Genomic DNA, 25,182 nt, shown 5'->3' with positions numbered 1-25,182 from the left:
CTCGCGATGCTAAAGTTCGGGCCGACCCGGCCGTTATCTGGGTCAAACCGAACAGGAAACCCATCGTGAAGATCGATTCCACTCCGAACCCGAGCCCCCTGGCGCCGACCGGCAACGGCGCGACCCGTGCGCAATCCGGCGCGGCCTCGTCCTCGTCCGCGCAGGCGGCCGACGCGGGGTCGACCGGCGGCGACACGACCGTGAACCTGTCGGGTCTGTCCGGCCAGTTGCGTTCGGTCTCCGCGTCCGCCAACGGCGATATCGACACGGGCCTGGTCCAGTCGATCAAGGACGCGCTGAACAACGGCACGCTGACGATCGATGCGAACAAGATCGCCGACGGCGTACTGAATACCGCCCGCGAGCTGCTGCAGCAGCAGCGCCCGGGCAGCTGAAGCCGGCCCAGGCCGGTCCCCCGGTTTGCCGGCGCGTCCACCCGCGCCGGCGCGACGAGCATGACGCGATGAGAGAAGAGCTGCTGGCCACGGTCAACGACGAACACGCGACGGTCGAGGCGTTCGCGTCCCTGCTCGCCTACGAGGAAAAGGCGCTCACGATGGCCCAGCCGCTCGAGATGCTGCCCGGGATCGTCGAAAGGAAAAGCGAGCTGATCGACCGGCTCGCGCAGCTCGAACGCACGCGCGACACGCAGCTTTCCGCACTCGGCTTTCCGGCCGGCAAGAAGGGGATGGACCAGGCCGCCGAGCGCGATGCCCGCCTCGCCGGCCGCTGGCAGTTGCTGCAGCAGTCCGCCGAACGCGCGCGCCAGGCCAATGCGAACAACGGGATGCTGATCCGGATCCGGATGGACTACAACGAGCGCGCGCTCGCGGTACTGCGCTCGGCCCCCGCACCGGCCGGCGTCTACGGCCCCGACGGGCGCGTGTCGGCACTCACGCGCTGAAGCACTGACTGACCGGCGGCAGCGCCGCCACCGTACGTTCCGCCTCTCGCCGCCATGCGCGGCACCTCACGTTTCGACAGACCGGGCCCGAACCCGGCACTCACGGTCCCTTCCGATACACGGCCGCGCAGCCGCGCCGCCGTCCCGTCACGACAATCAGAAGAGGGCCGCATGCCAGTTTTCCGCATTCCGTTTTCATCCCGCGTCACCGCCGCTGCCGCTGCCGCGGCGCTCGGCGCCGCATTGACGCTCCCCGTCGCGCAGGCCGCCGGCCCCGCGCCGCTGCCCACGCCGACGGGCGACATGTCGCTGTCGCCGGCCGGCCCCGACATCGTGCCGCCGGCCGCATCGACCCCGCCGGACGCCGCGCCGCGCGCCTCGCGCCGCGGCTCCGACACCTACACGTACTTGCGCTGCTGGTACCGGATCGACGCCGATCCGCTGAAGCCGGCCGCGACCTACGAATGGGCGCGCAACCCCGCCGGCGGCGACTGGTATCGCGTGTCCGGCTACTGGTGGGCGGACGGCATCACGCAGTGGAAGAACATGTTCTACAGCACGACGACGCAGGACACGCTCGCCGACGTGTGCCGCAAGACGCTCACCGCGAAAGGCATCAGGACCGACCTCGTGCAGGCGGTCGCGGCCAACAACGCGCTGTCGTTCAACTACACGGTGTGGACCATCGACGCCGCGCAGCAGGACCCGCGCGTCAACAAGCTGATCGTGTTCGGCGACAGCCTGTCCGACACGCAGAACATGTTCAACGCGAGCCAGTGGAAGCTGCCGAACGGCACGAGCTGGCAGGCGGGACGCTTCAGCAACGGCCCGGTGTGGGCCGAATATCTCGCGAACGCGCTGCGGCTGCCGTTCTACAACTGGGCGATCGGCGGCGCGGCGACCGACCAGTACCTCGTCGTGCCGGGCCTCGTGCAGCAGGTCGATTCGTGGCGCGAATACATGGATCGCGCGCCGGACTACCGGCCCGCCAACACGCTGTTCGCGGTGTTCGCGGGCGGCAACGACCTGGTGAACTACGGGCGCTCCCCCGAGCAGGCGGCGAATGCGGTGCGCGACAGCCTCGAGCGGCTCGCCGCGGCCGGCGCGACGCGGATCATGCTCGTCACGCTGCCGGACGTGTCGCGCGCGCCGGTGTTCGCGACCCGCACCGACACCGCGAGCGTCGCCGCGCAGGTCAAGGACTACAACCGGCGCCTCGCCGACGCGGCCGCCGCGCTGCGCGCCCGCTACGGCGCGACGCTGCGGCTCGAGGTCTTCGATGCGTCCGCGCTGTTCGACGACCTGCTGAGCCATCCGGCCCAGTACGGCTTCGACGACGCGAAGCGTTCGTGCCTCGACATCCCGAAGCCGTCGTCGCTCACCTACCTGAGCGCCCAGACACCGCGTGCGGACTGCCGCGATCCGGCGCGCTTCGTGTTCTGGGACACGCTGCACCCGACCACGCGCACGCACGCGTGGCTCGCCGAGCGGATCGCGCCGTTCGTGCGTGCACGCCTGCTGAACTGACCGGCGCGGGCGGCGGCGCTTACAGCAGCGGACACGCGGTGACCTGCGTGCCGCGCGCCACGCACAGCCGCTCGTAGTCGCGCAGGTACGCGCGCTCGTCGTCGTCGAGCAGGTCGAGATCGATCAGGTCCCAGTCGTAGCCGACCGTCACGATGTTCTCGAACGTGACGGTATCCGGCTGCGCGTCGTCCTGGCGGATGATCACGATGTTCTCGATCCGCACGCCGCCCTTGCCCGGCACGTAGATGCCCGGCTCGATCGAAATCACCGCATTCGGCACGAGCCCGTACTTCGCACCCGGCGCGAACCGCACGCCGCCCTCGTGCACGTGAATCCCGACGCCGTGCCCGGTGCCGTGGCCGAAGTCGTGGCCGTGGTCGCGGCATACCTGCCGCACGAGCGCATCGACGTCGCCGCCCTTGGCGGTGCTCGGGAAGCGCGTGACGAGCCCCTTGATGCAGGCCTTCAGCGCGACCGTGTAGATCTCGCGCTGCCACGGCTGCGCGACCGTATCCGGCCGGGTCCGGCGCAGCACCACGCGCGTGCAGTCCGTCGCGAAGCCGGCTTCGTAGTAGGCGCCGCTGTCGAGCAGCACGAGTTCGCCTTCCGTCAGCTCGACGTCGGCGCTCGCCGCCGTGTAATGCGCGAACGCGCTGTTCGCGCCGTTCGCCGCGATCGACGGAAACGTCAGCGCAACCGCCGAACGCGCGCCGTACGCATCGTTGATCGTGCGCGCCAGATCGTATTCGGTGTGGCGCGTGCCCGGCTCGCCGGTCTTCGCCCAGCGCATCGTCTCGGCGATCGCCGCGGAACTGCGCGCGAACGCGTCGCGGAACCGGTCGAGCACCGCCGGCGTCTTGCCGGCCCGCATCGCCTCGACCGGGTTGAAGTCGGCATGCCGCGCCTGCGGCCACACCCGCCTCACCGCGTCGACGAGCGCGCAGTTCACCGATTCGAAGCCGTAGCACACGTGCTCGACGTCGAACCGGGCAAGGAAGCGCTCGAGCGCCGCGACATCGCGCCGGATCACGTGGAGCGCCGGATACGACTCGAGCGTGACCTCGCAGCGGTCGCAGCCTTCCGGCAGGAACAACGCCACCTGAGCGCCCACCGCGAACAGGAAGCCGAGGTGCGACGACGCATTCGGGATGTGATAGCCGCGGCTGTTCAGCAGATACGCAAGATCGTCCGACGCGCAGGTGAAGAACGCGGTCTTGCCGTCCGGCGCGCCGGTATGCGCGGCGAGCTTGCGGTTCAGCGTGTCGAGGTTCTGCGCGACGCTCAGGCCGGTCGCCGCTTCCGGCACTTCGAAGATCGGCCGCTCGACGACCCAGCCCGGCAACGCGATCGCACGATCGATTTCCCGGTCGGCGAGGCTCGTCCAGTCGAGCGACGCGGCCTGCGTCCGTTCGAACAGGCGATCGCGCTGCGCGACGCTGATCCGCCGCGCGTCGTAGCCGACCCGGGCGAGCCGGCTGCCGTGCGCGAGCAGCCAGTCGGCCATCGCCTGCCAGATCGTCACGTTCATCCCGAGCTTCTCGATACGCACCCGCGCCGGATCGCACTGCTGTTCGGCCTGCAGGTGATAGCGGCCGTCGACGAACAGCACGAACGGGGGCAGATCGAGCGCCTGCGCGGTCGCCGTGCTCAGGAAGATCCCGCAACCGGCCGAGCCGTCGAACCCCGATACCGCGTAGCGCGGATTGTTGGCGAGCGGCAGGTACTCGGTCACGTATTCGTCCTGCGACGTGACCAGCACCGCGTCGAGCCGCGCGGCATCGAGCAGGCGCGACAGGCCCGCCTGCGTGTCGGCGACGGATGCGTCGTACGGTGGCAGGCCGGAGAAGCTGTATTTCAGTCGATCGATCATCGGAAGCCCGTTATGCATTGTTGTCGGCGGCCGGCGGTGACGCGGCGGGGAGCAGGCCCGAGGCAGGCCTGACGCGGCACGGCGCCGCTGCGGATGGACGCTCGGCCCGGCACGGTGCCGTGCCGCCGTGCCGTTCCGGCAGCAGGCCCCTGAAAAAAATTTCGTCTCACTTAACTTTTTTTGACATTCGCGACAGAATCTAGAGCACGCCGAAATTGAGGTCAAGCTAAAATTTTCGTAGGGCTAAAATCGGCGCGGCGCCTGCGCATCCCGGCACAACGAGCCTTCTTCCGGCGACACTGCGCGGTACAATTCGTCGGCATCGCCGTCCCGACGGCCGTGCTTCGTGCGATGCGCGGAAATCACCGTCCGGCGACTGCACCGCCCGTCCGCCCGCCTCCCGACTCGTTGTCACGAAAGAGATTCATGGATTCAGACATCATGCGTATCGGCCAGCGCATTCGCCGCCTGCGCCGGGAAGCGAAGAAGACGCTGCTGGAAGTCGCGACCGAAGCGAAACTCTCGGTCGGGTTCCTGTCCCAGGTCGAGCGCCACCTTACGGGCATCTCGCTGACGTCGCTCGTCAACGTCGCGAAGGCACTTGACGTGCCGCTCGGCGCGCTGATCGACCAGCCGCGCCAGGCCCAGCCCGATTCGCACGAAGGCCGCCGCAGGCCGTACGCGCTCGACGCCTCGTCGCAGTGGTACGAACGCCTCTCCACCACGTTCGACGGCAGCCAGATCAACGCGCTCAAGGTGCAGATGATGGAAGGCTACCGATCGGAATGGGTCGCGCACGCCGGCGACGAATTCGTGTACGTGCTGGCCGGCCGGATCTGCTACACGGTCGGAAAGAAGGATTACCCGCTGTCGCCCGGCGACTCGCTGCACTTCGACGCGCGCAAGCGGCACCGGGTCGCCAACGTGGGCGACGGGCCGGCCGAGGTGATCGCGGTCGGCACGCTGCCGCTGTTCGACGACCGTGGCGCCGGGTTCGTGTCCGCGACGATGGACCTCGGGAAACCGGCGCCCGTCGCGCGCGCGACGCCGGGCGAGCCGCGCGCGAGCCGCCGCGTGCCGGCGCCCAAGCGGGCGGAGCGCGATCGTGACGCCGGCGCGGCAGGAAAAGACAAGAAGGCGGCGGCCAAGCCGCGCGCATCCGCCGGCAAACGTCCGGCGGCCGCCAAGCCGGCGAGCAAGAAGAAGTCGAAACGGTCGGCGTGAGGAAGGCGCGCGATGCGCCCCCTTCCCGTCACCCCTATTCGCCGATCTCGAGCGCCTGCGCGACGGCCTCGATCCGCGCGCGATGCACGGCGTCCCGGATCTTCTCCGTGTCATTGCCGATGCCGCGCGCGATTGCGCCGGCATCGACGCTGCGCGCGGCCGCGAGCGCGACGCGCAGCCGCTCGGCCTGCGGATACGGCTGGGCTTCGAGCCCGAGCCGCCCGCGCGCATCCGATTCGCATGCCTGCAGCATCTCGGCGAAACGCGCCGGCTTGCGCAGTGCGTCGCTGCGCTCGAACAGCCGCACCAGCGCGGCCGCGCCCATCTCCATCACGCGATGCAGGTTGCCGTGCTCGCGCGCGACCACGAGCGCGAGATCGCGGCATTCGTTCGGCACGCGCAGCCGCTCGCACAACGGCTTGAGCAGGTCGACGCTGCGGCCCTCGTGGCCGATGTGGCGCGGCAGCACGTCGGCGGGCGTCGTCGCCTTGCCGAGATCGTGCGTGAGCGCCGCGAAGCGCACCGGCAGCGAATAACCCTGCTTCGCCGCATGGTCCACCACCATCATCACGTGCACGCCGGTGTCGACCTCCGGGTGGTAGTCGGCGCGCTGCGGCACGCCCCACAACGCATCGACTTCGGGCAGCACGCGCGCGAGCGCGCCGCATGCGCGCAGCACCGCGAACATCCGCGACGGCTTCGCCTCCATCAGCCCGCGCGCGATTTCCTGCCACACGCGCTCGGGCACGAGCGCGTCGACCTCGCCCGCTTCGACCATCCGCCGCATCAGCGCGAGCGTTTCATCCGCGACCGTGAAATCCGCGAACCGCGCGGCGAAGCGCGCGATGCGCAGGATCCGCACCGGATCCTCGACGAACGCATCGCTCACATGCCGGAACACGCGCGCGCGCAGGTCGGCCTGCCCGTCGAACGGATCGATCACCGGCCCGACCAGTTCGCCCTCCGGGCTCACCTCGCGCGCCATCGCGTTGATCGTCAGGTCGCGCCGCGCGAGATCCTCGTCGAGCGTCACGTCCGGCGCGTAGTGAAACTGGAAGCCGTGATAGCCGGCCGCCGTCTTGCGCTCGGTACGCGCGAGCGCGTACTCCTCCTGCGTCCGCGGATGCAGGAATACCGGGAAATCCTTGCCGACCGGCCGGAAACCCTGCGCGGCCATCTGCTCGGGGGTCGCGCCCACCACCACGTAGTCGCGGTCCTGCACGGGCATGCCGAGCAATGCGTCGCGGATGGCGCCGCCTACAGCGTAGATATTCATGGCGTCGGCTCGTACTCGGCAATCACGTTCGTTTCGCGGCGCGCGGCGTCGATCCAGCGCTGGACGGCCGGCAGCGCCGTCACGCGGGCCGCATAACCGGCCGCTTCCGGCGACAGGCCCGGCGCATACGTATTGAAGCGCATCACGACGGGCGCGTACATGGCATCGGCGATCCCGAATTCGCCGAACAGGAACGGCCCGCCCGACGCCTCGAGACACGCGCTCCACAGCGCATCGATGCGTGCGACATCGGCGAGCGCCTCGGGCGTCGCACCGCGCCCCGGCATCGACGCGCGCACGTTCATGCCCATCTGCGTGCGCAGCGCCGCGAAACCCGAATGCATCTCGGCCGCGACGCAGCGCGCATGCGCGCGCTCGAGCGGGTCGGCCGGCCACATCGGAAACTGCGGATAGCGTTCGGCGAGCGTCTCGGCGATCGCGAGCGAATCCCAGATCGCGACGCCGTGGTCGTCGACCAGGCACGGCACCTTGCCGGACGGCGAATACTCGCGGATGCGTGCGGCCGTGTCATCGCGGCGCAGCTCGATCGCGATCTCGTCGAACGGGATGCCGAAATGCGCAAGCAGCAGCCACGGGCGCATCGACCACGACGAATAGTTCTTGTCTCCAATGACGAGTTTCATGACGGTGTTCCGGAAAACGCGAAGGTGGAAAGGAAGACGCTGCCGGCCTAGCGGCGCGAGCGGAACCAGTCGAACCGGGAGCGCTGTGCGGCCTGCCCGAGATACGCGGGCGCGATGCTTTCGAGACTCGCGGGCGAGATCCCGAGCTCCGGCGCGAGCGGCCCCGACAGCACGTTCGGCACCGACATCGTCGCGAGATTGTCGCGCGTGAGCACCGGCTCGCCGGGCAGGCATTCGAACACGCTCGCCTGCAGCCGCGCGAGCGCGTCGGGCAGCCGTACGATGCGTGCCTGCCGGCCGACCAGCGTGCCGCAATAGCGCACCAGTTGCTCGAGCGTGTAGACGGTCGGGCCGCCGAGTTCGTAGGTCTTGCCGTATGCGGCCGCGAGATCGAGCGTGTTGACGAACGCGCGCACGACATCGCCGACGAAGACGGGCTGGAAGCGCGCGTCGGGCATCGCGAGCGGCAGCACGGGCACGGTGCGCTGCAGGTTCGCGAACGTGTTGAGGAACGCATCGCCGGGGCCGAACACGACCGACGGGCGGAAGATCGTCAGCGCGAGCGAATCGGTCGCCGCGATCGCATGCAGCGCGGCCTCGCCGTCGCCCTTCGAGCGCTGGTACATGCTCGCGCCGCACGAATCGGCGCCGAGCGCGCTCATGTGCAGCACGCGCTGCACGCCTACCTCGGTGCAGGCGGTCGCGAGCGCGGCCGGCAGCGTGACGTGCGCGCGCTCGAAGCCGGGACCGTACGGCGTGCCGCGGCCGCCGTGCAGCACGCCGACCAGGTTGATCGCCGCGTGCGCACCGGCGACGAAGCGCGCGAGCGTGCGCGTGTCGAGCGCTTCGAGTTCGACGATTTCGACCGGCAGCATCTGCAGGTGGCGCGCGTGGTCCCGCCGGCGCGTGCCGATCCGTACCTGCTTGCCGGATTCGATCAGCGCATTGACGAGCCGGCTGCCGATGAAGCCGGTGCCGCCCAGCAGCGCGACGGTCTGGCGATCCATGTTCGAGGCCTCGAAAGAACACTGCCGCGTCTCGCGCGGCAGTGTGAAGTTGCGTATCAGGGCGAGATCATGCCTAGACGTTTCTTCAACGACTGCGGCTTGCCCTCGAAGAGCGCCGCGTAGTAGACGGTGTTCGACAGCACGTTCTTCACGTAGTCGCGCGTCTCGTTGAACGGAATCGTTTCTGCGAAGATCGCGCCTTCGACCGGCTGCGTCAACACCTGGCGCCACTGGCGCGGCCGGCCCGGGCCCGCGTTGTAGCCGGCCGTGGCGAGCACCGGCGAGCTGTCGAAGTTGTTGTAGATGTCCGCCAGATACCAGGTGCCGAGCTGGATGTTGGTATCGATGTCGTGCATCTGCGTGCGCGAGATCGTGCCCAGGCCGAGCTTTTTCGCGACCATCTGCGCGGTGGCCGGCATCAGCTGCATCAGGCCGCCCGCGCCCACCGACGAACGCGCGCTCGTGATGAAGCGCGACTCCTGGCGGATCAGCCCGTACGCCCATTCGGTGTCGAGGCCCGTCGACTGCGCGTAGCGTTCGACGATATTGCGGTACGGCGACGGGTAGCGCAGCGTGAAGTCGTGCTCGGCTTTCGTGCGGTCGGCCGTGTTGACCGTGCGGTCGAGCAGGTCGACGCGCTTGCCGTATTCGGCCGCGGCCAGCAGCTGGCGATCGGTCATCCCGCGCAGCGGCCAGTTCCATTCGCGGTTGCCTTCGAGGCGCAGGTTCAGCGCATAGAAACGCTGCGCAAGCGCGAAGCCCGGAATCTTGCTCATCGCGTCGATCTCGGCGTCGCTCACCTTCGTGCGCGGCGGGATCGTCGTGCGCTGGCCGAGCTCTTCGCCGGCGAGCTGCCCGTAGAAGTTGAACTGGCCCGCCACCTGCTCGAATTCCTGGTTCGCCTGCAGCGTGTCGCCGCTCTGCTTGAGCGCGCGCGCATGCCAGTAGATCCAGGCCGGATCGTCGCGCAGCGACGGCGGCATCTGCTCGATCGACCAGCGCACCATCGGCCAGTTGCCGGCGAGCAGCGCGGCGCGCGTGCGCCATTCGTAGCCCGGGTTCGACAGCGGCGCATTCGCGGATTTCGCATACCAGACCGATGCGAGCGGCGAGCGCTTGATCGCGCCCTGGTAGCCGATCGCGCCCCACGCGATCGCCTGCTCCTGCTTGGTCAGCGACGCGGCGACCGACGTCAGCATCCCGGCTGCCGCGTCCGGATCGTTGCGCGCCATGCGGCCGAGCGCGATCAGCGCGAGCTGGTGCGAGGCCGCGTCGGGGCCGACGCCGCGCGCGAGGTACAGCGGCGGCGCGCTCGTCGCCTGGTCGAAGCCGACCGGGCGCGGGCCGAGCGCATCGACGATCTTGCCGCCGAGCGTCGTGTAGTTCTGCTCGTACGCGAGGCGCGCCTGCTGCCACACGTCGTCGCTCGTGAACTGCTGGTTGACCGTCAGCGCGGTGATCAGGTCGACGCACGCGTCGCCGTAATTCTTCGGCTCGACGAGCAGCGCGCGTGCCGCATCGGCGACGTTCTCGCCGCGCGCCGCGCGCGATTCGAGCGCATAGCACTTGACCTGCGTGTCGTCGTCGAGCACGAAGCGCTTGTATTGCTCGTCGAAGTTGCGCCAGTCGTGGCGCGCGCCGAGCACGAGCAGGTAGTCGTTGCGCAGGCGGTCGGCGATCGCCTGGCCGTCGTAGCGCTGCAGGAACGACTGCACGGGCGCGTCCGGCGCGTCCACGCGCGCGCGGCCCGTCGAATCGAACAGCTGCGGCTTGATCTGGAAATACTCGACGTAGGACGGTACCGGATAGTTCGGGATCATCGACGCGAGCTGCGCGGCTTTCGCAGCGTCGTTGCGACGCGCGGCTTCACGAAGCTGCACAAAGGTCTGGTCGTCCCCGGCGACCGTATCGTCGTTCGGCGCGGCGCACGCGGCCGTGCCCGCGACGAGCGCGGCGGCCGAAAGCGTCAGCGCGACCGCGCGATATACTCGGAAAAGGCTGTTCGACATCGATTTGAATGGAGCACGAAGTGAGCGAAAGCATAGCACGCAACCCTGTGCCAAACCCGAAGGTTGCGCTACGCAAAACGCTGTCCGGCGCGCGGCGCGACGCCGCATCGCAACCCGCCGCGAACGCCGCGCTCGACGGGCGGCTGCGCACGCTGCTCGAACGGCTCGCGCCGCGCACGGTCGGGTTCTACTGGCCGCTGCCGGGCGAATTCGATGCGCGCGATGCGGTGCTCGCCTGGTGCGCGGCCGGTGCCGGCAGGCTGGCCGCGCTGCCCGTGATCGATGGGCGGCACACGCCGCTCGAGTTCCATGCGTGGGACGCGCACACGCCGATGCGCGAAGGTCATCACCGGATTCCGGAACCGGCGTCGGGAATCGTCGTCGTGCCCGACCTTTTGCTGATTCCCTGCGTGGGATTCGATCTGCAGCGCTACCGGCTCGGCTATGGCGGCGGCTACTACGACCGCACGCTCGCCGCATGGCCGGGCAGCGAGCCGCCCGTGACGGTCGGCATCGCCTATGAAGCGTGCCGGGTCGATGCGCTGCCGGCCGAAGCGCACGATCTCGCGCTGCGCTGGATCGTGACCGACGGCGCGCTGTACCCGGCCGCCGGATGATACGGCGGGCGGCGCCGCATCGGTCGTCGCCCCGCCCGTCAGCGCACCGCCGCGCGCCGCCCCCGGCGCAACCGTTTACAGCGACGCCGCCGCGCGCGCGGCCGTGTCGTACAGGCCCGACGCGTGGCGCAGCAACTGCGCCGCGTCGCCGATCTGCTCGTTGGTGAGCCCGCTGTCCTTCAGCGTCTCGATCAGGCAGTGCTCGCGCACCTCGCGGTACTTCAGGCACAGGTCGCGGCCCGCGTCGGTCGCGAAGAAGAACACTTCCTTGCCGTTCTTCTCGCTCTTCACATAGCCGCGGGCGATCAGTTTTTTCAGCGCATAGGTCGCGACGTGCGTATCCTCGATGTTGAGCACGAAGCAAATGTCGGCGAGCTTCTTCTTGCGTTCGCGATGGCTGACGTGATGCAGCAGCGACACCTCGACCGCCGTCATGTCCTTCGCGCCGGCCGCCGACATGCAGCGCACCATCCACCGGTTGAACGCGTTGCCTGCCATGATGAGCCCGTATTCGAGCTCCGACAGCTCCGCGCTCGAATCGGAAACGAGGTGTTCGGATGACACGATCTTGGTCGCAGGACGCTTCATGGAAAGGCGGAGCAAGCCGGTTGACAGGGTGTGCCGAGTGTACGCCAGAAGCCCCGGCATACGGGCTAGGCGAAAACGCTTATTGGGAAGTTGTCGATATTTTATTGACAATGTGCGCTAACATTGCCGTCCGAACCGTGCCAGTCCGATGACGCAACCCCGCATTTATCCGCTCGGCGATGCCGCCCTCGTCTGCGAGGTGCCGCCGCCCGCCACACTCGATTGCCAGCGCCGCGTCTGGGCCGTTGCGGAGGCCGCGCGCGCGTGGCCCGACGTGATCGACGTCGTGCCCGGCATGAACAACCTGACGATCGTATTCGACCCGCTCGCCACGACGGCCGGGTCGCTCACGCCGGCGCTGCGCGACGCGTGGGAGACCGCCGACGTCGAACACGCGGACGGCCGCGAGATCGAGATCCCGGTCGAGTACGGCGGCGCCGCCGGCCCCGATCTGCCGGTCGTCGCCGCCCATACCGGCCTGTCGGCCGACGAGGTCGTCGCGCGCCACGCAGCCGGCGCCTACGTCGTGTTCTTCGTCGGCTTCCAGCCGGGCTTCGCGTATCTCGGCGGGCTCGACGCCGCGCTGCACACGCCGCGCCGCGCGGCGCCGCGCCTCGAGGTGCCGGCCGGCTCGGTCGGCATCGGCGGTGCGCAGACGGGCATCTACCCGGCCACGTCGCCCGGCGGCTGGCAACTGATCGGCCGCACGTCGCACGTGCTGTTCGATCCGGCTCGGCCGCAGCCGACGCTGCTGCTGCCCGGCGACCGGGTCCGCTTCACCATTGCGGGAGTCGACGCACGATGACCCAGAGCAACGCACCGGGCACCATCGAGGTGGTGCGAGCCGGCCCGCTGAGCACCGTGCAGGATCTCGGGCGCCGCGGCGCGCGCCATCTCGGCGTCGCGCAGGGCGGCGCGCTCGACGGCCTCGCGCTCGAAGTCGGCAACCGGCTGGTCGGCAACCGCCCCGACGCGGCGGCCATCGAGATCACGATCGGTCCGGCCGCCTTCCGCTTCACGCGCGCGACCCGCGTCGCGATCACCGGCACCGAGTTCGGTGCAACGCTCGACGGCCGACGCGTATATTCATGGTGGAGCCTGCCGGTCGAGGCCGGGCAGACGCTCGTGCTGCCCGCCGCGAAACGCGGGATGCGCGGCTACCTGTGCATCGCCGGCGGCATCGACGTGCTGCCGATGCTCGGCTCGCGCAGCACCGATCTCGCATCGCGCTTCGGGGGCCTCGGCGGCCGCGCGCTGCGCGACGGCGATCGCCTCCCGGTCGGCGTGCTTCCGGCCGGGATGGGTTGCCTCGCGGCCGACGCACCCGAATTCGGCGTCAAGGCGCCGGCGTGGTGCGCGTTCGTGCGCGTCGACGAGCCGCCGCGCCGCCACCGCCCTGCGCATGCGCATGCGCCGTGGGCGATGCCGGTGCGCGTGTTGCCGGGCCCCGACTACGCGTCGTTCGACGCCGATTCGCAGCAGGCGTTCTGGGACGAGGAATGGCTTGTCACGGCCAACAGCAACCGCATGGGCTATCGGCTTGCCGGCGTCGAACTCGCACGCGAGCGGCCGGCCGAGCTGCTGTCGCACGCGGTGCTGCCCGGCACGATCCAGGTGCCGCCGAACGGCCAGCCGATCGTGCTGATGCACGATGCGCAGACCACCGGCGGCTACCCGAAGATCGGCACGGTGATCCGTGCGGACCTGTGGAAACTCGCGCAGGCGCGGCTCAACCTGCCGATCCGCTTCGTGCGCACGACACCCGACGCCGCGCGCGCCGCGCTGGTCGCGGAACGTGCCTATCTGCGGCAGATCGACGTCGCGATCGACATGCGCGAGGAAGCGCGCCGCCGCGCCCAGTCGCGTGCGGCGTGACAATAGCGGTAGCAATACCGAACGCAGTAGCAGTAGAGAGGACGGGCCACGCAATCCGTGGACGAGGAACATCATGGAAATCGATCTGAATGCCGATCTCGGCGAAGGATGCGGTTCGGACGAGGCGCTGCTCGACCTCGTGACGTCCGCGAACATCGCATGCGGGTGGCATGCGGGCGGTGCGAACGCGATGCGCGATTGCGTGCGCTGGGCCGTGCAGAAAGGCGTGGCGATCGGCGCGCACCCGAGCTTTCACGATCCGGAGAATTTCGGCCGCAAGGAAATGCAGCTGCCGGCCAGCGACATCTACGCGGGCGTGCTGTACCAGCTCGGCGCGCTGTCGGCGATCGCGCAGGCCGAAGGCGGGCGCATCGCGCACGTGAAACCGCACGGCGCGCTGTACAACCAGGCCGCGCGCGACCCGATGATCGCCGACGCGGTGGTGTCCGCGATCCGCGATTTCGATCCGTCGCTCGCGGTGTTCGGGCTCGCGAACAGCGTGTTCATCGCGGCCGCGCGGCACGCTGGGCTTGCCGCGGTGGAGGAAGTGTTCGCCGATCGCGGCTACCGCGCGGACGGCTCGCTCGTGCCGCGCAGCCAGCCCGGCGCACTGATCGACGACGAGGACACGATGATCGCGCGCACGCTGGACATGGTGCGCAGCCGGCAGGTGCGTGCGATCGGCGGCGAATGGGTGATGCTCAATGCGCAGACCGTCTGCCTGCACGGCGACGGGCCGCATGCGCTGGCATTTGCGAAACGGATTCGCGCCGCACTCGAGGCAATGGGTGTCGACGTGGTCGCGCCCAGCATGCTGCAGGCCGACGAACGCGCGTGATCCGGCCGGTCGCGCAAGCGGGCGCACCATCCGTCGTACAAAAGAAAAAAGCGCCCTCGTGGCGCTTTTCCGTTGGCGCAATCGCTGCGGCTTCGCCGTCTGTCGATTCGCCCCCCGAAACCGTCTTGCGACGGTGACCGGATAAATATTCCGGATCGGAAAACGTCCGCCGCCGCCCGATTACTGCCTTTCCCCGGTGGGACGACGGAACGTCGATTATCCCGCAAGTCGGCCTGCATGCCTTGTTGTTGTCCGACGATGATTGGCCCCGCCGTACATGCAGACACTTCCGCGGCCGGCACGTGCATCACGTGCCGGCAACGCGCTAACCCCGCGCTTTATTTTCTGCTACCCCGTAGAACTTTTTCTATTCTTTTCATTTTTTCAACTTGTGGATCGAAGGATAGATATTGGCAGATCGGGATGTCAATCGTTTGAAACGCTATTTTCTGATGATTTGAGGGTTTTCCTTATCGAACGGCGTGCCCATACAGGCGTTTAAGCCGTGCGCACGATGTCGATCAAACAGGGGAGGATCGGTTCGGGCGCGGCGGCGGCGCTCAGTTCGCGTCGACGCTGTAACCTTGTTGACGCAACAATTCGAGCACGCCGCGCGGGCCGCCCAGGTGCAGCGCGCCGATCGCGACGAACAGCGGCCGGTTCGGTGCGGCGATTGCCGTCATGCGTGCAACGAAGCGGCGGTTGCGCTCGTACACGATCTTGTTGTCGATCGACGCCGACAACGCCTTCGAACGCGCGAGCCGTTCGCTCTTCGCGACCGCCCACGCCGAGATCGCGTCGGCGTCGCCAATTCGCCACAGTCGGTGCAGCGCCTTGATGTCGTCGGCGTTCTGCGCGGGCGTCTGCACCATGTCCTGCGCGAGCATCTCGCGCTGCTCGGCAAGCGTCAGGCCGGTGAACGCGCGCATCTGTTCGGCGAGCGTCTCGAGCCCGATCACGCGGCCGCCCTTCTTCTTCAGGAACACGTTCTGCAACTGCGACTCGGTGCCGTACTCGGTCTGCAGGCCGGCCGACAGCGAATCGTAGGTCTCGACGACGAGCGCCGCGAGCCATGGCCGCATCTTGCGGATCTCGGCGAGCGCGGCCGGATTGCCGCGCAGGCGCGCCGCGAGCCGCTGCCACAGCGGCTCGGGCAGCAGGCGCTGCAGGCACGGGTAGCGGCATACGCCGTACTTCGACACGTCGTCCTGCGATTCGAGCAGGTCGTCGGGCGACAGCTCGAGCGCGAGCGTCGGCGACGCGGCGAGCGCGGCGAGGATGCGCGGCCGGAACGGCTGCGCGCTCGGGTAATCGGACGGGTCGCCCGTGTGCAGCGTGCCGAGCACGTAGAGCGTGACCTTGCCCTTGGTCGCCACGTAAAACGGCATGCGCGCGGGCTGCACGCGCACGGTGCCGCGCGACACCGTGCCGTCCGACACGGCGGGCGCGTGGAAGCCCGGCAGGCTCATGCCGGGCGGCGGGACTTGCGACGGATGGATCGGTGAAGTGGCCGGCGCGCGCCCTTCGGCGCGCGCGGATTCGACGGGAACCACGACGCTGGCCGCCACGCACGCGCCGGCCAGCGCCGCGCCCGTGACGGTACGCACGCTCCAGCGCCGCGCGTAGCGGTACGCGCGCATCACGCGTGCGCTGCTTGCCCCCGCACGGCGCACGCCGGACGCGCGCGCCGCCAACGCTTCAGGCATTCGCCTCCCCTACCTCCTCGGCCCGATGGCAGGCTACGCACCGGCCGTCGACCTCGCGCAACTGCGGCTCCTCCGCACGGCAGCGCTCGACCGCATACGGGCAGCGCTGGTGGAACGCGCAGCCTGACGGCGGATTGAGCGGCGACGGCAGTTCGCCCTGCAGCTTGATCTGCACGCGGCGGTCTTCCTCGAAGATCGCCGGCGTCGCCGACATCAGCGCGCGCGTGTACGGATGACGCGGCCGGGCGTAGATCGTTGCCTTGTCGCCCAGCTCCGCGACGCTGCCGAAGTACATCACCATCACGTCGTCCGCAACGTGCTCGACCACCGACAGGTTGTGCGAGATGAACACGTAGCTCGTCTTGAACTGCTCCTGCAGATCCATGAACAGGTTCAGGATCTGCGCCTGGATCGATACGTCGAGCGCGGACACCGGCTCGTCGGCGACGACGATGCGCGGATCGAGGATCATCGCGCGCGCGATCGCGACACGCTGGCGCTGGCCGCCCGAGAACATGTGCGGATAACGCTTCGCGTGCTCGGGCCGCAGGCCGACCGTGCGCATGATCTGCGCGATGCGCTGCGCGCGTTCGGCGGCCGTCAGGTTCGCGTTGATCTCGAGCGGCTCGGAAAGCGTCTGTTCGACGGTCTTGCGCGGGTTGAGCGACGCGAACGGGTTCTGGAACACCATCTGCACGCGGCGGCGCAGGTCGGCGACCGTCTCGCGGCTTGCGCCGGCCACGTTCTTGCCGTCGATCGTCAGGCTGCCCGACGTCGGCGTTTCGATCATCGTCAGCTGGCGGGCGAGCGTCGACTTCCCGCAGCCCGATTCGCCGACGACGGCGAGCGTCTTGCCGCGCTTGAGCGAGAACGACACGCCGTTCAGCGCCTTCACCGTGCCCTGCCCGAACATCCCGCGCTTCACCGAATAGTGTTTCGCGAGTCCGTCGGCCACCAGCACGGCTTCCTCGTCGTGCGGCGTGGCACGCGTTTGATTGACTGCATTCATCGTGCGCCTCCCGTCAGGTCGAGGTTGGAAACGTTGAGCGGCTTGATGCAGCGTACGCGCATCGCATCGTTGCCGGACACCAGCGTGTCGAGCGCCGGCCGCGCCTTGCGGCAGTCGTCGACGACGTACTTGCAGCGCGGCGCGAACAGGCACCCGGACGGGCGATCATCGCGGCCCGGCACCATGCCGGGCAATGCGGCAAGGCGACGCGCCCCCTTATTGTGCTCGGGAATCGCCGCGAGCAGCGCTTCGGTGTACGGATGATGCGGCGCGCGGAAGATGTCGGGCACGCGGTTGGTTTCGATCACCTCGCCCGCGTACATTACCGCCACGCGCTGCGCGACCTCCGACACCACGGCCAGGTCGTGCGAGATCAGCACGAGCGCCATCCCGCGCTCCTTCTGCAGCTTCACGAGCAGGTCCATGATCTGCGCCTGGATCGTCACGTCGAGCGCGGTGGTCGGCTCGTCGGCGATCAGGAGCTTCGGGTTGCACGCCACCGCCATCGCGATCATCACGCGCTGGTTCATCCCGCCCGACATCTGGTGCGGGAACGACGCGATGCGGTTCTTCGCATCGGGAATGCCGACCTGGTCGAGCAGCTCGAGCGCGCGCCGGTGCAGCGCGTCGCCGCGCAGGCCCTCGTGCAGCTTCAGCACTTCCTTGATCTGGTAGCCGACCGTATAGCTCGGGTTCAGGCTCGTCAGCGCGTCCTGGAACACCATCGCGATGTCCTTGCCGACGATCTTGCGGCGCGCTTTCGGCGACGCCTTCAGCAGGTCGACACCGTTGAACGTGACCTCGTCGGCCGTCACCTTGCCCGGCGCGTCGATCAGGCCCATCAGCGCCATCATCGTCACGCTCTTGCCCGAGCCCGATTCGCCGACGACGCCCACCACCTCGCCCGGCGCGATCGACAGGTTGATCCGGTCGACCGCGGGCAGGCCGTTGAAGTTCACCGCGAGATTGCGGATGGTCAGAAGATTGTTCATGGTCACGCCATCCGTTTCAGCTTGGGGTCGAGCGCGTCACGCAGCCCGTCGCCGAGCAGGTTGATCGCGAGCACCGAAATCAGGATCGACAGGCCCGGCATCGTCACGATCCACCACGCGTTGTCGATGTAGTCGCGCGCGGAAGCCAGCATCGCGCCCCACTCGGCGGTCGGCGGTTGCACGCCGAGGCCGAGGAAGCCGAGCGCGGCCGCGTCGAGGATCGCCGACGAGAAGCCGAGCGTCGCCTGCACGATCAGCGGCGCCGTGCAGTTCGGCAGCACCTGCGAGAACATCAGGCGCAGCGTGCCGGCGCCGGCCACGCGCGACGCCGTCACGTACTCCTTCTGCAGCTCGCCGAGCGCCGACGCGCGCGTGAGGCGCACGTAGGCCGGCAGCGCGACGATCGCGATCGCGAACATCGTGTTGGTGAGGCCCGGGCCGATGATCGCGACGACCGCGACCGCGAGCAGCAGCGACGGCAGCGCGAGCAGCACGTCCATGATGCGCATCACGGGCGTGTCGGCCCACTTCTGGAAGAACGCGGCGACGAGCCCGAGCACGATGCCGGGGATCAGCGCGAGCACGACCGATACGAAGCCGATCCAGAACGACATCCGTGCGCCGTACATCAGGCGCGAAAGAATGTCGCGGCCCGCTTCGTCGGTGCCGAGGATGAATCTCCAGTTGCCGCCTTCGAGCCACGCGGGCGGGATCTTCACGAAGTCGCGGTATTGCTCGACCGGGCTGTGCGGCGCGAGCAGCGGGGCAAGCAGCGCGACCAGGATCAGCACGAGCACGACGATGCCGGCGCCGACGGCGCCGCGGTTGCGCGAGAAGTTGGCCCAGAACTCGCGCAGCGCGAGCGCACGGCCGCCGGCCGGCGCGGATTCGGTCGGCAGGGTATTTTGCAGATTGCTCATGGGATTACCTCGTGTGGCGGATGCGCGGATTCAGCACGCCGTACAGCAGGTCGACGACCAGGTTCACGACGATCACGAGCGTCGCGATCAGCAGGATGCCGCCCTGCACGACCGGATAGTCGCGGCGGCCGATCGCATCGATCAGCCACTTGCCGACACCGGGCCACGAAAAGAGCGTCTCGGTCAGCACGGCGCCCGCGAGCAGCGTGCCGATCTGCAGGCCGATCACGGTGACGACCGGGATCAGCGCGTTGCGCAGCGCATGCACGACGACCACGCGCGCGGGCGACAGCCCCTTCGCGCGCGCGGTGCGGATGTAGTCCTCGCGCAGCACTTCGAGCATCGACGAGCGCGTCATCCGCGCGATCACCGCGAGCGGGATCGTGCCGAGCACGATCGCGGGCAGGATCAGGTGACTGACCGCCGACTTGAACGAACCCTCATCCGGCGCGAGCAGCGCGTCGATCAGCATGAAGCCCGTCGGGTGCGGGAAGTCGTACTCGACGGCGATGCGCCCCGACACGGGCGTCCAGCCGAGGTATGACGAAAACACCATGATGAGGATCAGCCCCCACCAGAAGATCGGCATCGAGTAGCCGGTGAGCGCGGTGCCCATCACGCCATGGTCGACGACCGAGCCGCGCCGCAACGCGGCGATCACGCCGGCCGGCAGCCCGACCGCGAGCGCAAACACGAGTGCGCACAGCGACAGCTCGACGGTCGCCGGGAAGCGCGCGAAGAACTCGCCCGCCACGCTCGTGTTGGTGATGATCGACGTGCCGAGGTCGCCATGCAGCGCCCGGCCGATGTAGTGGAGGTACTGCATGGGCAGCGGCTGGTCGAGCCCGAGGCGTTTCATCGCCTCCGCGTGCATCGCGGGATCGACGCCGCGCTCGCCCATCATCACTTCGATGGGGTCGCCCGGTATCAGGTGAATCAGCGCAAACGCCAGGATGGTGATGCCGATGAAGGTCGGGATCACCATGCCCACGCGGCGCAACACGAATGTGAACATGATGCGTCTCGTATTTTCTTGTGGGAAATGTGCGACCGGCGACGGGAAGCTTTTGGCCTCCCGCCGCCGGATGAATTAGCCGGTCTTCGCGACAGCTTACGACAGGCGTGTTACTTCACGCCAACACCGTCGAAGCGGACATAGCCAAGCGGCTCGATACGCATGTCGACCACGTTCTTGCGAACCGGCTGGTAGACCGTCGAGTTCGCGATCGGCGAGAACGGCAGCTGTTGCGCGAAGATCTGCTGAGCCTGCGTGTAGAGCTTCGTCCGCGCATCCTGGCCCGTCGTCGTGCGGCCCTTCTGGATCAGCTCGTCGAACGGCTTGTAGCACCAGTGCGAGAAGTTGTTGCCCTTGATCGCCTCGCAGCCGAGCAGCGTGCCGAGCCAGTTGTCCGGATCGCCGTTGTCGCCGGTCCAGCCGATCAGCATCGTGTCCTGCTCGCCCGAGTGCGCGCGCTTGATGTACTCGCCCCACTCGTACGTGACGATCTTCGCTTTCACGCCGATCTTCGCCCAGTCGGCCTGGATCATCTCGGCCATCAGGCGGGCGTTCGGGTTGTACGCGCGCTGCACGGGCATCGCCCACAGCGTGATCTCGAAACCGTTCGGGAAGCCTGCCTTCGCGAGCAGCGCCTTCGCCTTCGCGGTGTCGTACGCGGGCATCTTCAGGTTCTTGTCGTACGACCATTGGGTCGGCGGCATCGGCGCGGAAGCAGCCTGACCGGCGCCCTGGTAGACGGACTCGAGGATCGCCTTCTTGTTGATCGCCATGTCGAGTGCCTGACGCACCTCGAGCTTGTCGACCGGCTTGTGCTCGACGTTGTACGCGAGATAGCCGAGGTTGAAGCCTGCCTGCGACGGCATGTCGACGCCCGCATCGGCCTTCAGCGTCGCGATGTCGGCCGGACGCGGATAGGTCATCACCTGGCATTCGTTACGCTTGATCTTCTGCACGCGCACGCCCGGATCGGGCGTGATCGAGAAGATCAGCTTCGAGATCTTCACCTCGCCCTTCTTCCAGTAATCAGGATTGCCATCGAATCGGATCGTCGCGTCCTTCGTGTAGCTGCGGAAGATGAACGGGCCCGTGCCGATCGGCTTCTGGTTGATGTCGGCGGCCTTGCCGGCCTTCATCAGCTGGTCGCCGTATTCGGCCGACAGGATCGACGCGAATTCCATCGCCATGTTCTGGATGAACGGCGCATTCGGCTCGGCGAGCGTGAACTTCACGGTGTACGGATCGACCTTCTCGACCTTCGTGATCAGCTTGTCGAGGCCCATGTCGGTGAAGTATGGGAACGACACCGGGTACGCCTTGCGGAACGCCTGGTTCGGATCGAGCATGCGCTGGAACGTGAACACCACGTCGTCCGCGTTGAATTCACGCGTCGGCTTGAAAAAGTCGGTCGTGTGGAACTTCACGCCGTGGCGCAGGTGGAACGTGTACACCTTGCCGTCCGGCGATACGTCCCACTTCTCGGCGAGCCCCGGCTCGACCTTCGTGCCGCCGCGCTCGAATTCGACGAGGCGGTTGTAGACGGTGAACGTGGCGGCGGTGAAATCGACGCCGGTCGTGAATTGCGCGGAATCGAAACCCGCCGGGCTGCCTTCTGAGCAGTAGACGAGCGTTTTGTTCGGGATCTGTGCGAATGCAGAGCCCGCGACGCCGAGCGATGCCGCTGCCACGCCTGCCATGGCGGTAACACGCAGGGTGTGCAACAGACGGTTGTATTCCATGTTTCCTCCAGGTCTCCAGATCGGAACCGGCCCGCCCGGGGCCGGTGTACGCGGATATTACTTGAGCTAACGATGTGGCAACAAGCTGGAGAAAAAACTCTTCTAGATGCCCGCACGGGTTTTTGCGGATGTTTAGTGTGGGTAAAAAATGCGACAACGCGCGCGAGCGACAATTCCGTTCATCTCGCGCAAGTTTCGTTCGACAACTAAACAATTCGGGCGCGAACACGAAGGCTCGATGCACCGTTTTCCCATGTTCCGCAGCACAGCATTGCGTTTTACGAAACGATCCGTCGATCGTCTTCAAATCGTCACGCCGGCGCGTCGAGATCGGCGCTGCGCGCGGGCACGAACGCGACCGCGACGATCGACAGCGCGATCCCGGCCATCACATAGTAGGTCGGCGCGAGCGGCGTGCCCGTGACCTTGATGAGCCACGTGACGATGAACTGCCCGAAGCCGCCGAACAGCATCACCGCGACGTTGTACGCGATCGACAGCCCGGTCGAGCGCACGTTGGCCGGAAACAGCTCGGCGATCATCGCGCCGAACGGCCCGTAGTAGCCCGCGAGCGTGACCGACAGCACGGCCTGCACCGCGATCAGCCGCGCGATGCTCGGCGCCGCGTCGAGCCAGGCGAACAGCGGATACATCAGCGCGAGCGTCAGCACCAGCGACCACAGCGACAGCCCCTTGCGGCCGATGCGATCCGACCACGCGCCTGCGATCGGCGACAGCACCATCAGCAGCAGGTTGCCGACGATCACCGCGTAGAACGATTCCGCGTAGGGCAGCTTCAGCTGCTTCACCGCGAAGGTCGGCAGATAGCTGATCAGCACGTAGATCGTCACGGTCAGCGCGATCACCGAGCCGAGCCCGCACAGCACTTCGCGCGGGTGGCGCGTGAACACTTCACCGAGCGTCGCGCGGCGCGCGCTTTGCTGCGCATGCAGGAACGCTTCGGAATCGGCGAGATGGCGGCGGATGTAGAAACCGATCGGGCCGATCACGAGCCCGAGGATGAACGGCACGCGCCAGCCCCAGCTGCGCAGCGCGTCGTGCGACAGCCCGCGCGTGACGGCCGCGCCGACGAGCGCGCCGATCAGCAGCGCGGCCGCCTGGCTCGCCATCTGCCAGCTGCCGTAGAAGCCGCGTTTCGAGAATGGCGCAGCCTCGATCAGCAGCGCCGTCGCGCTGCCGAATTCGCCGCCCGCGGAGAAGCCCTGCAGCAGACGGCCGAGCACGATCAGGATCGGTCCGCCGATGCCGATCGCCGCATACGGCGGCGCGACCGCGAGCAGGAAGATGCCGGCCGTCATCAGCAGGATCACGAGCGACAGCGCGGCCTTGCGGCCGGCGCGATCCGCGTACAGCCCGAACACGATGCCGCCGATCGGGCGCATGAAGAACGCGACGCCGAACGTCGCGGTGGTCAGCAGCAGCGACGAATATTCGCTGGAGGTCGGGAAAAACAGCTCGGCGATCACGACCGTCATGAAGCCGAACACCGTGAAGTCGTACCACTCGAGCGCGTTGCCGATCACGGCGGCCGCGACCGCTCGCCGGTTCAGCGCACGCTCGGGCCGCGTCGTTTTCGTTGAATTCGCAATCGTCGCCATGCGTGCCTCGTTCTCGTCGGTTCGCCGTGTCGGGCTGCGCGGCGCGCAGGGTGCCCGCGGCGCGCTGGTTTGCAGCGAGTGTAGAAAGCGACGGAACCGTTTTCAAGCAATAAAAAACGCCCGCCATCCATCGACGGCGGGCGTTTTGCGGTTTTCGCCACAATGCGGCATCGCACGATGCCGCATGGCCCTCAACCCATCTTCGAGAAGGCGCTGCACCAGCCCTTCGCCGACACCTGCTTGCCGGGGAAGGCGCCGCACGGGCCCGAGGCCGAGCCCTTCTTGCCCTGGTACAGCATGCAGGCCGCGCAATCCTGGCCTGCCGCGTATTTCGGGTACTTCGCCTTGTCGACCTTCGTGGCATCGGCCTTGTAGCCGAGTGCCGTCGCGGTCGGGTCGCTCTCCGTGAGCATCGGCGCATCAGCCAGCGCTTCGCGCGACAGCGCCAGCGCGGACACGGCACCAATGCTCGTGATCAGGAAACTCCGACGGGATGTTTTCATGGGGGACTCGCTCCAACGTTATCGGTTTGAAAGCTGTTCTGGCGACAGCCGTTCGACAGAATAACGCTCAAGCGAATGGTTGTGCGCGCCGAAATGTCATGGATAAGAAATTCGACACGCCGGGCGAGTGCGCGCCGCGTCAGCGGTAGGCCGCCATGTCGCCCACGCGCTGTGCAAGCGCCAGCGACGCGGTGAGCCCCGGCGACTCGATGCCGAACAGGTTCACGAGACCGCGCACGCCATGCTGCGCGGCGCCCTGCACGATGAAATCGGCCGGCGGCTCGCCGGGCCCCGCGACTTTCGGCCGGATGCCCGCGTATGCCGGCTGCAGCGCGTCGTCGGGCAAGCCCGGCCAGAATGCGCGAATCGACGCGTAGAACGCGGTCGCGCGCGCGGGATCGACTTCGTAGCGCAGCGTATCGACCCATTCGACGTCCGGGCCGAAGCGTGCCTGCCCGCCGAGATCGAGCGTCAGGTGCACGCCGAGCCCCGCGCGGTCGGGCATCGGGTAGATCAGGTGCGAAAACGGTGCGCGCCCCGACAGGCTGAAGTAGTTGCCGCGCGCGAGATAGAGGGGCGGCACCCAGCGCGGGTCGAGGCCGCGCGTGCGGCGCGCCAGCGCCTGGGCGCCGAGGCCCGCGCTGTTGATCACGCAGGCGGCCTCGATCTCGGTCGGCGCGTCGCCGCCCGTGCGCACGACGAAGCGCCCGCCGCGCAGCACGTCGATCGATTCGACCGGGGATTTCAGCGCACACACCGCGCCGTCGCGCTCCGCGTCGCCGAGCAGCGCGAGCATCAGCTGGTGGCTGTCGACGATGCCGGTGGACGGCGAGAACAGCGCCTCGACGCATTCGAGCGCGGGCTCGAGCGTCTGCGCCTCGGCGCGCGTGAGCGGCATCAGGTCGAGCACGCCGTTTTCGGCCGCGCGTGCGGCGATTGCCTTCAACTGCTTCACCTGCGCGGCGCTCGTGGCGACGAGCAGCTTGCCGGCACGCCGGTGCGGCACGTGATGCGTCTCGCAGAATTCGTACAGCAGGTCGCGCCCGTGCACGCACGACGTCGCCTTCAGCGACCCGCGCGGATAGTAGAGCCCCGCATGGATCACTTCGCTGTTGCGCGAACTCGTACCGGTGCCGATTGCATCGGCAGCCTCGAGCACGAGCGTTTCGCGCCCGCGCGCGGCCAGTTCGCGCGCAATCGCAAGACCGACGACACCCGCGCCGATCACGACACAATCCATCTGCTCCATGACGTTTCGCGCCGCTAGCGCGTCGAGGGGAGAGAAGAGAATTGTACGTCC

Annotated in this window: 23 protein-coding genes; 8 read left to right on the top strand and 15 right to left on the bottom strand. The window is 68.1% G+C overall.

Going from position 1 to position 25,182, the window contains the following annotated elements:
• Window positions 1–65 precede the first annotated feature (65 nt).
• From flgM to HWX36_RS06070, 3 genes are all read left to right on the top strand, one after another.
• Window positions 66–395 carry a flagellar biosynthesis anti-sigma factor FlgM gene (gene flgM / locus HWX36_RS06080; protein ID WP_175951309.1) on the top strand — a complete coding sequence of 110 codons (330 nt, stop codon included), beginning with the start codon at window positions 66–68 and terminating at the stop codon, window positions 393–395.
• Between the two features lie 68 nt (window positions 396–463).
• Window positions 464–904 (top strand): flagellar protein FlgN, encoded by a 441-nt coding sequence (locus HWX36_RS06075; RefSeq protein ID WP_175951308.1) that lies wholly within the window; start codon window positions 464–466, stop codon window positions 902–904.
• A 171-nt stretch (window positions 905–1,075) separates the two neighbouring features.
• Window positions 1,076–2,431, top strand: coding sequence for an SGNH/GDSL hydrolase family protein (locus tag HWX36_RS06070; protein WP_175951307.1), 1,356 nt, complete (start codon window positions 1,076–1,078; stop codon window positions 2,429–2,431).
• Between the two features lie 19 nt (window positions 2,432–2,450).
• On the opposite strand, the gene HWX36_RS06065 is transcribed toward HWX36_RS06070, so the two are convergent.
• Window positions 2,451–4,301, bottom strand: coding sequence for a M24 family metallopeptidase (locus HWX36_RS06065; protein ID WP_175951306.1), 1,851 nt, complete (start codon window positions 4,299–4,301; stop codon window positions 2,451–2,453).
• Window positions 4,302–4,727: 426 nt separating this feature from the next.
• Here HWX36_RS06065 and HWX36_RS06060 point away from each other — a divergent pair, with 426 nt between their 5' ends.
• Window positions 4,728–5,525: an XRE family transcriptional regulator gene (locus tag HWX36_RS06060; RefSeq protein ID WP_175951305.1), complete on the top strand. Its 798-nt coding sequence runs from the start codon at window positions 4,728–4,730 to the stop codon at window positions 5,523–5,525.
• A 34-nt stretch (window positions 5,526–5,559) separates the two neighbouring features.
• Here HWX36_RS06060 and HWX36_RS06055 read toward each other — a convergent pair whose 3' ends face one another.
• The 4 genes from HWX36_RS06055 to HWX36_RS06040 are packed head-to-tail and all read right to left on the bottom strand — an operon-like array spanning window position 5,560 to window position 10,461.
• Window positions 5,560–6,801: a multifunctional CCA addition/repair protein gene (locus HWX36_RS06055; RefSeq protein WP_175951304.1), complete on the bottom strand. Its 1,242-nt coding sequence runs from the start codon at window positions 6,799–6,801 to the stop codon at window positions 5,560–5,562.
• Complete coding sequence (locus HWX36_RS06050) at window positions 6,798–7,445, bottom strand: glutathione S-transferase family protein (protein WP_175951303.1); 648 nt, start codon at window positions 7,443–7,445, stop codon at window positions 6,798–6,800. The genes HWX36_RS06055 and HWX36_RS06050 overlap by 4 nt, the downstream gene beginning before the upstream one ends.
• A gap of 47 nt (window positions 7,446–7,492) precedes the next feature.
• Window positions 7,493–8,452: a complex I NDUFA9 subunit family protein gene (locus HWX36_RS06045; RefSeq protein WP_175951302.1), complete on the bottom strand. Its 960-nt coding sequence runs from the start codon at window positions 8,450–8,452 to the stop codon at window positions 7,493–7,495.
• Between the two features lie 56 nt (window positions 8,453–8,508).
• Window positions 8,509–10,461 (bottom strand): lytic transglycosylase domain-containing protein, encoded by a 1,953-nt coding sequence (locus tag HWX36_RS06040; protein WP_175951301.1) that lies wholly within the window; start codon window positions 10,459–10,461, stop codon window positions 8,509–8,511.
• 8 nt (window positions 10,462–10,469) lie between these two features.
• Between HWX36_RS06040 and HWX36_RS06035 the strand changes: the two genes are divergently transcribed.
• Complete coding sequence (locus HWX36_RS06035) at window positions 10,470–11,078, top strand: 5-formyltetrahydrofolate cyclo-ligase (protein ID WP_175951300.1); 609 nt, start codon at window positions 10,470–10,472, stop codon at window positions 11,076–11,078.
• Between the two features lie 75 nt (window positions 11,079–11,153).
• Here the strand turns inward: HWX36_RS06035 and HWX36_RS06030 are convergent, their stop codons facing one another.
• Window positions 11,154–11,666, bottom strand: a complete 513-nt coding sequence (locus tag HWX36_RS06030; protein ID WP_006483173.1) for a winged helix DNA-binding protein — start codon at window positions 11,664–11,666, stop codon at window positions 11,154–11,156.
• A 148-nt stretch (window positions 11,667–11,814) separates the two neighbouring features.
• Between HWX36_RS06030 and pxpB the strand changes: the two genes are divergently transcribed.
• The 3 genes from pxpB to pxpA all read left to right on the top strand — a co-directional run bounded on the left by pxpB (window position 11,815) and on the right by pxpA (window position 14,379).
• Window positions 11,815–12,471: a 5-oxoprolinase subunit PxpB gene (gene pxpB, locus HWX36_RS06025; RefSeq protein WP_175951299.1), complete on the top strand. Its 657-nt coding sequence runs from the start codon at window positions 11,815–11,817 to the stop codon at window positions 12,469–12,471.
• On the top strand, window positions 12,468–13,541 hold the full coding sequence (locus tag HWX36_RS06020) for a biotin-dependent carboxyltransferase family protein (RefSeq protein WP_175951298.1): 1,074 nt from the start codon (window positions 12,468–12,470) through the stop codon (window positions 13,539–13,541). Before pxpB ends, HWX36_RS06020 begins: the two co-directional genes overlap by 4 nt.
• A 73-nt stretch (window positions 13,542–13,614) precedes the next feature.
• Window positions 13,615–14,379, top strand: coding sequence for a 5-oxoprolinase subunit PxpA (gene pxpA, locus HWX36_RS06015; protein WP_175951297.1), 765 nt, complete (start codon window positions 13,615–13,617; stop codon window positions 14,377–14,379).
• Between the two features lie 560 nt (window positions 14,380–14,939).
• On the opposite strand, the gene HWX36_RS06010 is transcribed toward pxpA, so the two are convergent.
• The 9 genes from HWX36_RS06010 to HWX36_RS05970 form a co-directional block, all read right to left on the bottom strand.
• A complete protein-coding gene (locus HWX36_RS06010) occupies window positions 14,940–16,085 on the bottom strand; it encodes a TraB/GumN family protein (protein WP_175951296.1) in 1,146 nt (381 codons plus the stop codon).
• Window positions 16,078–17,094 (bottom strand): peptide ABC transporter ATP-binding protein, encoded by a 1,017-nt coding sequence (locus tag HWX36_RS06005; RefSeq protein WP_175951295.1) that lies wholly within the window; start codon window positions 17,092–17,094, stop codon window positions 16,078–16,080. Before HWX36_RS06005 ends, HWX36_RS06010 begins: the two co-directional genes overlap by 8 nt.
• Entirely contained in the window at window positions 17,091–18,086 is a 996-nt protein-coding gene (locus HWX36_RS06000; protein WP_175951294.1) for an ABC transporter ATP-binding protein, read from the bottom strand. The genes HWX36_RS06005 and HWX36_RS06000 overlap by 4 nt, the downstream gene beginning before the upstream one ends.
• 2 nt (window positions 18,087–18,088) lie before the next feature.
• Window positions 18,089–19,006, bottom strand: coding sequence for an ABC transporter permease subunit (locus HWX36_RS05995; RefSeq protein WP_175951293.1), 918 nt, complete (start codon window positions 19,004–19,006; stop codon window positions 18,089–18,091).
• 4 nt (window positions 19,007–19,010) lie between these two features.
• Window positions 19,011–20,021, bottom strand: coding sequence for an ABC transporter permease subunit (locus tag HWX36_RS05990; RefSeq protein WP_011353491.1), 1,011 nt, complete (start codon window positions 20,019–20,021; stop codon window positions 19,011–19,013).
• 110 nt (window positions 20,022–20,131) lie between these two features.
• Window positions 20,132–21,760, bottom strand: coding sequence for an ABC transporter substrate-binding protein (locus tag HWX36_RS05985; RefSeq protein ID WP_175951292.1), 1,629 nt, complete (start codon window positions 21,758–21,760; stop codon window positions 20,132–20,134).
• A gap of 311 nt (window positions 21,761–22,071) precedes the next feature.
• Window positions 22,072–23,379: an MFS transporter gene (locus HWX36_RS05980; protein ID WP_175951291.1), complete on the bottom strand. Its 1,308-nt coding sequence runs from the start codon at window positions 23,377–23,379 to the stop codon at window positions 22,072–22,074.
• A 191-nt stretch (window positions 23,380–23,570) separates the two neighbouring features.
• Entirely contained in the window at window positions 23,571–23,882 is a 312-nt protein-coding gene (locus tag HWX36_RS05975) for a high-potential iron-sulfur protein (protein ID WP_175015387.1), read from the bottom strand.
• Between the two features lie 139 nt (window positions 23,883–24,021).
• Complete coding sequence (locus HWX36_RS05970) at window positions 24,022–25,131, bottom strand: NAD(P)/FAD-dependent oxidoreductase (protein WP_175951290.1); 1,110 nt, start codon at window positions 25,129–25,131, stop codon at window positions 24,022–24,024.
• Between the last annotated feature and the right edge of the window lie 51 nt (window positions 25,132–25,182).

This window comes from Burkholderia sp. BCC0405 (assembly GCF_902833075.1).
Classification (GTDB): Bacteria; Pseudomonadota; Gammaproteobacteria; order Burkholderiales; family Burkholderiaceae; genus Burkholderia.
This window is presented reverse-complemented; position numbering and strand designations above follow the sequence as displayed.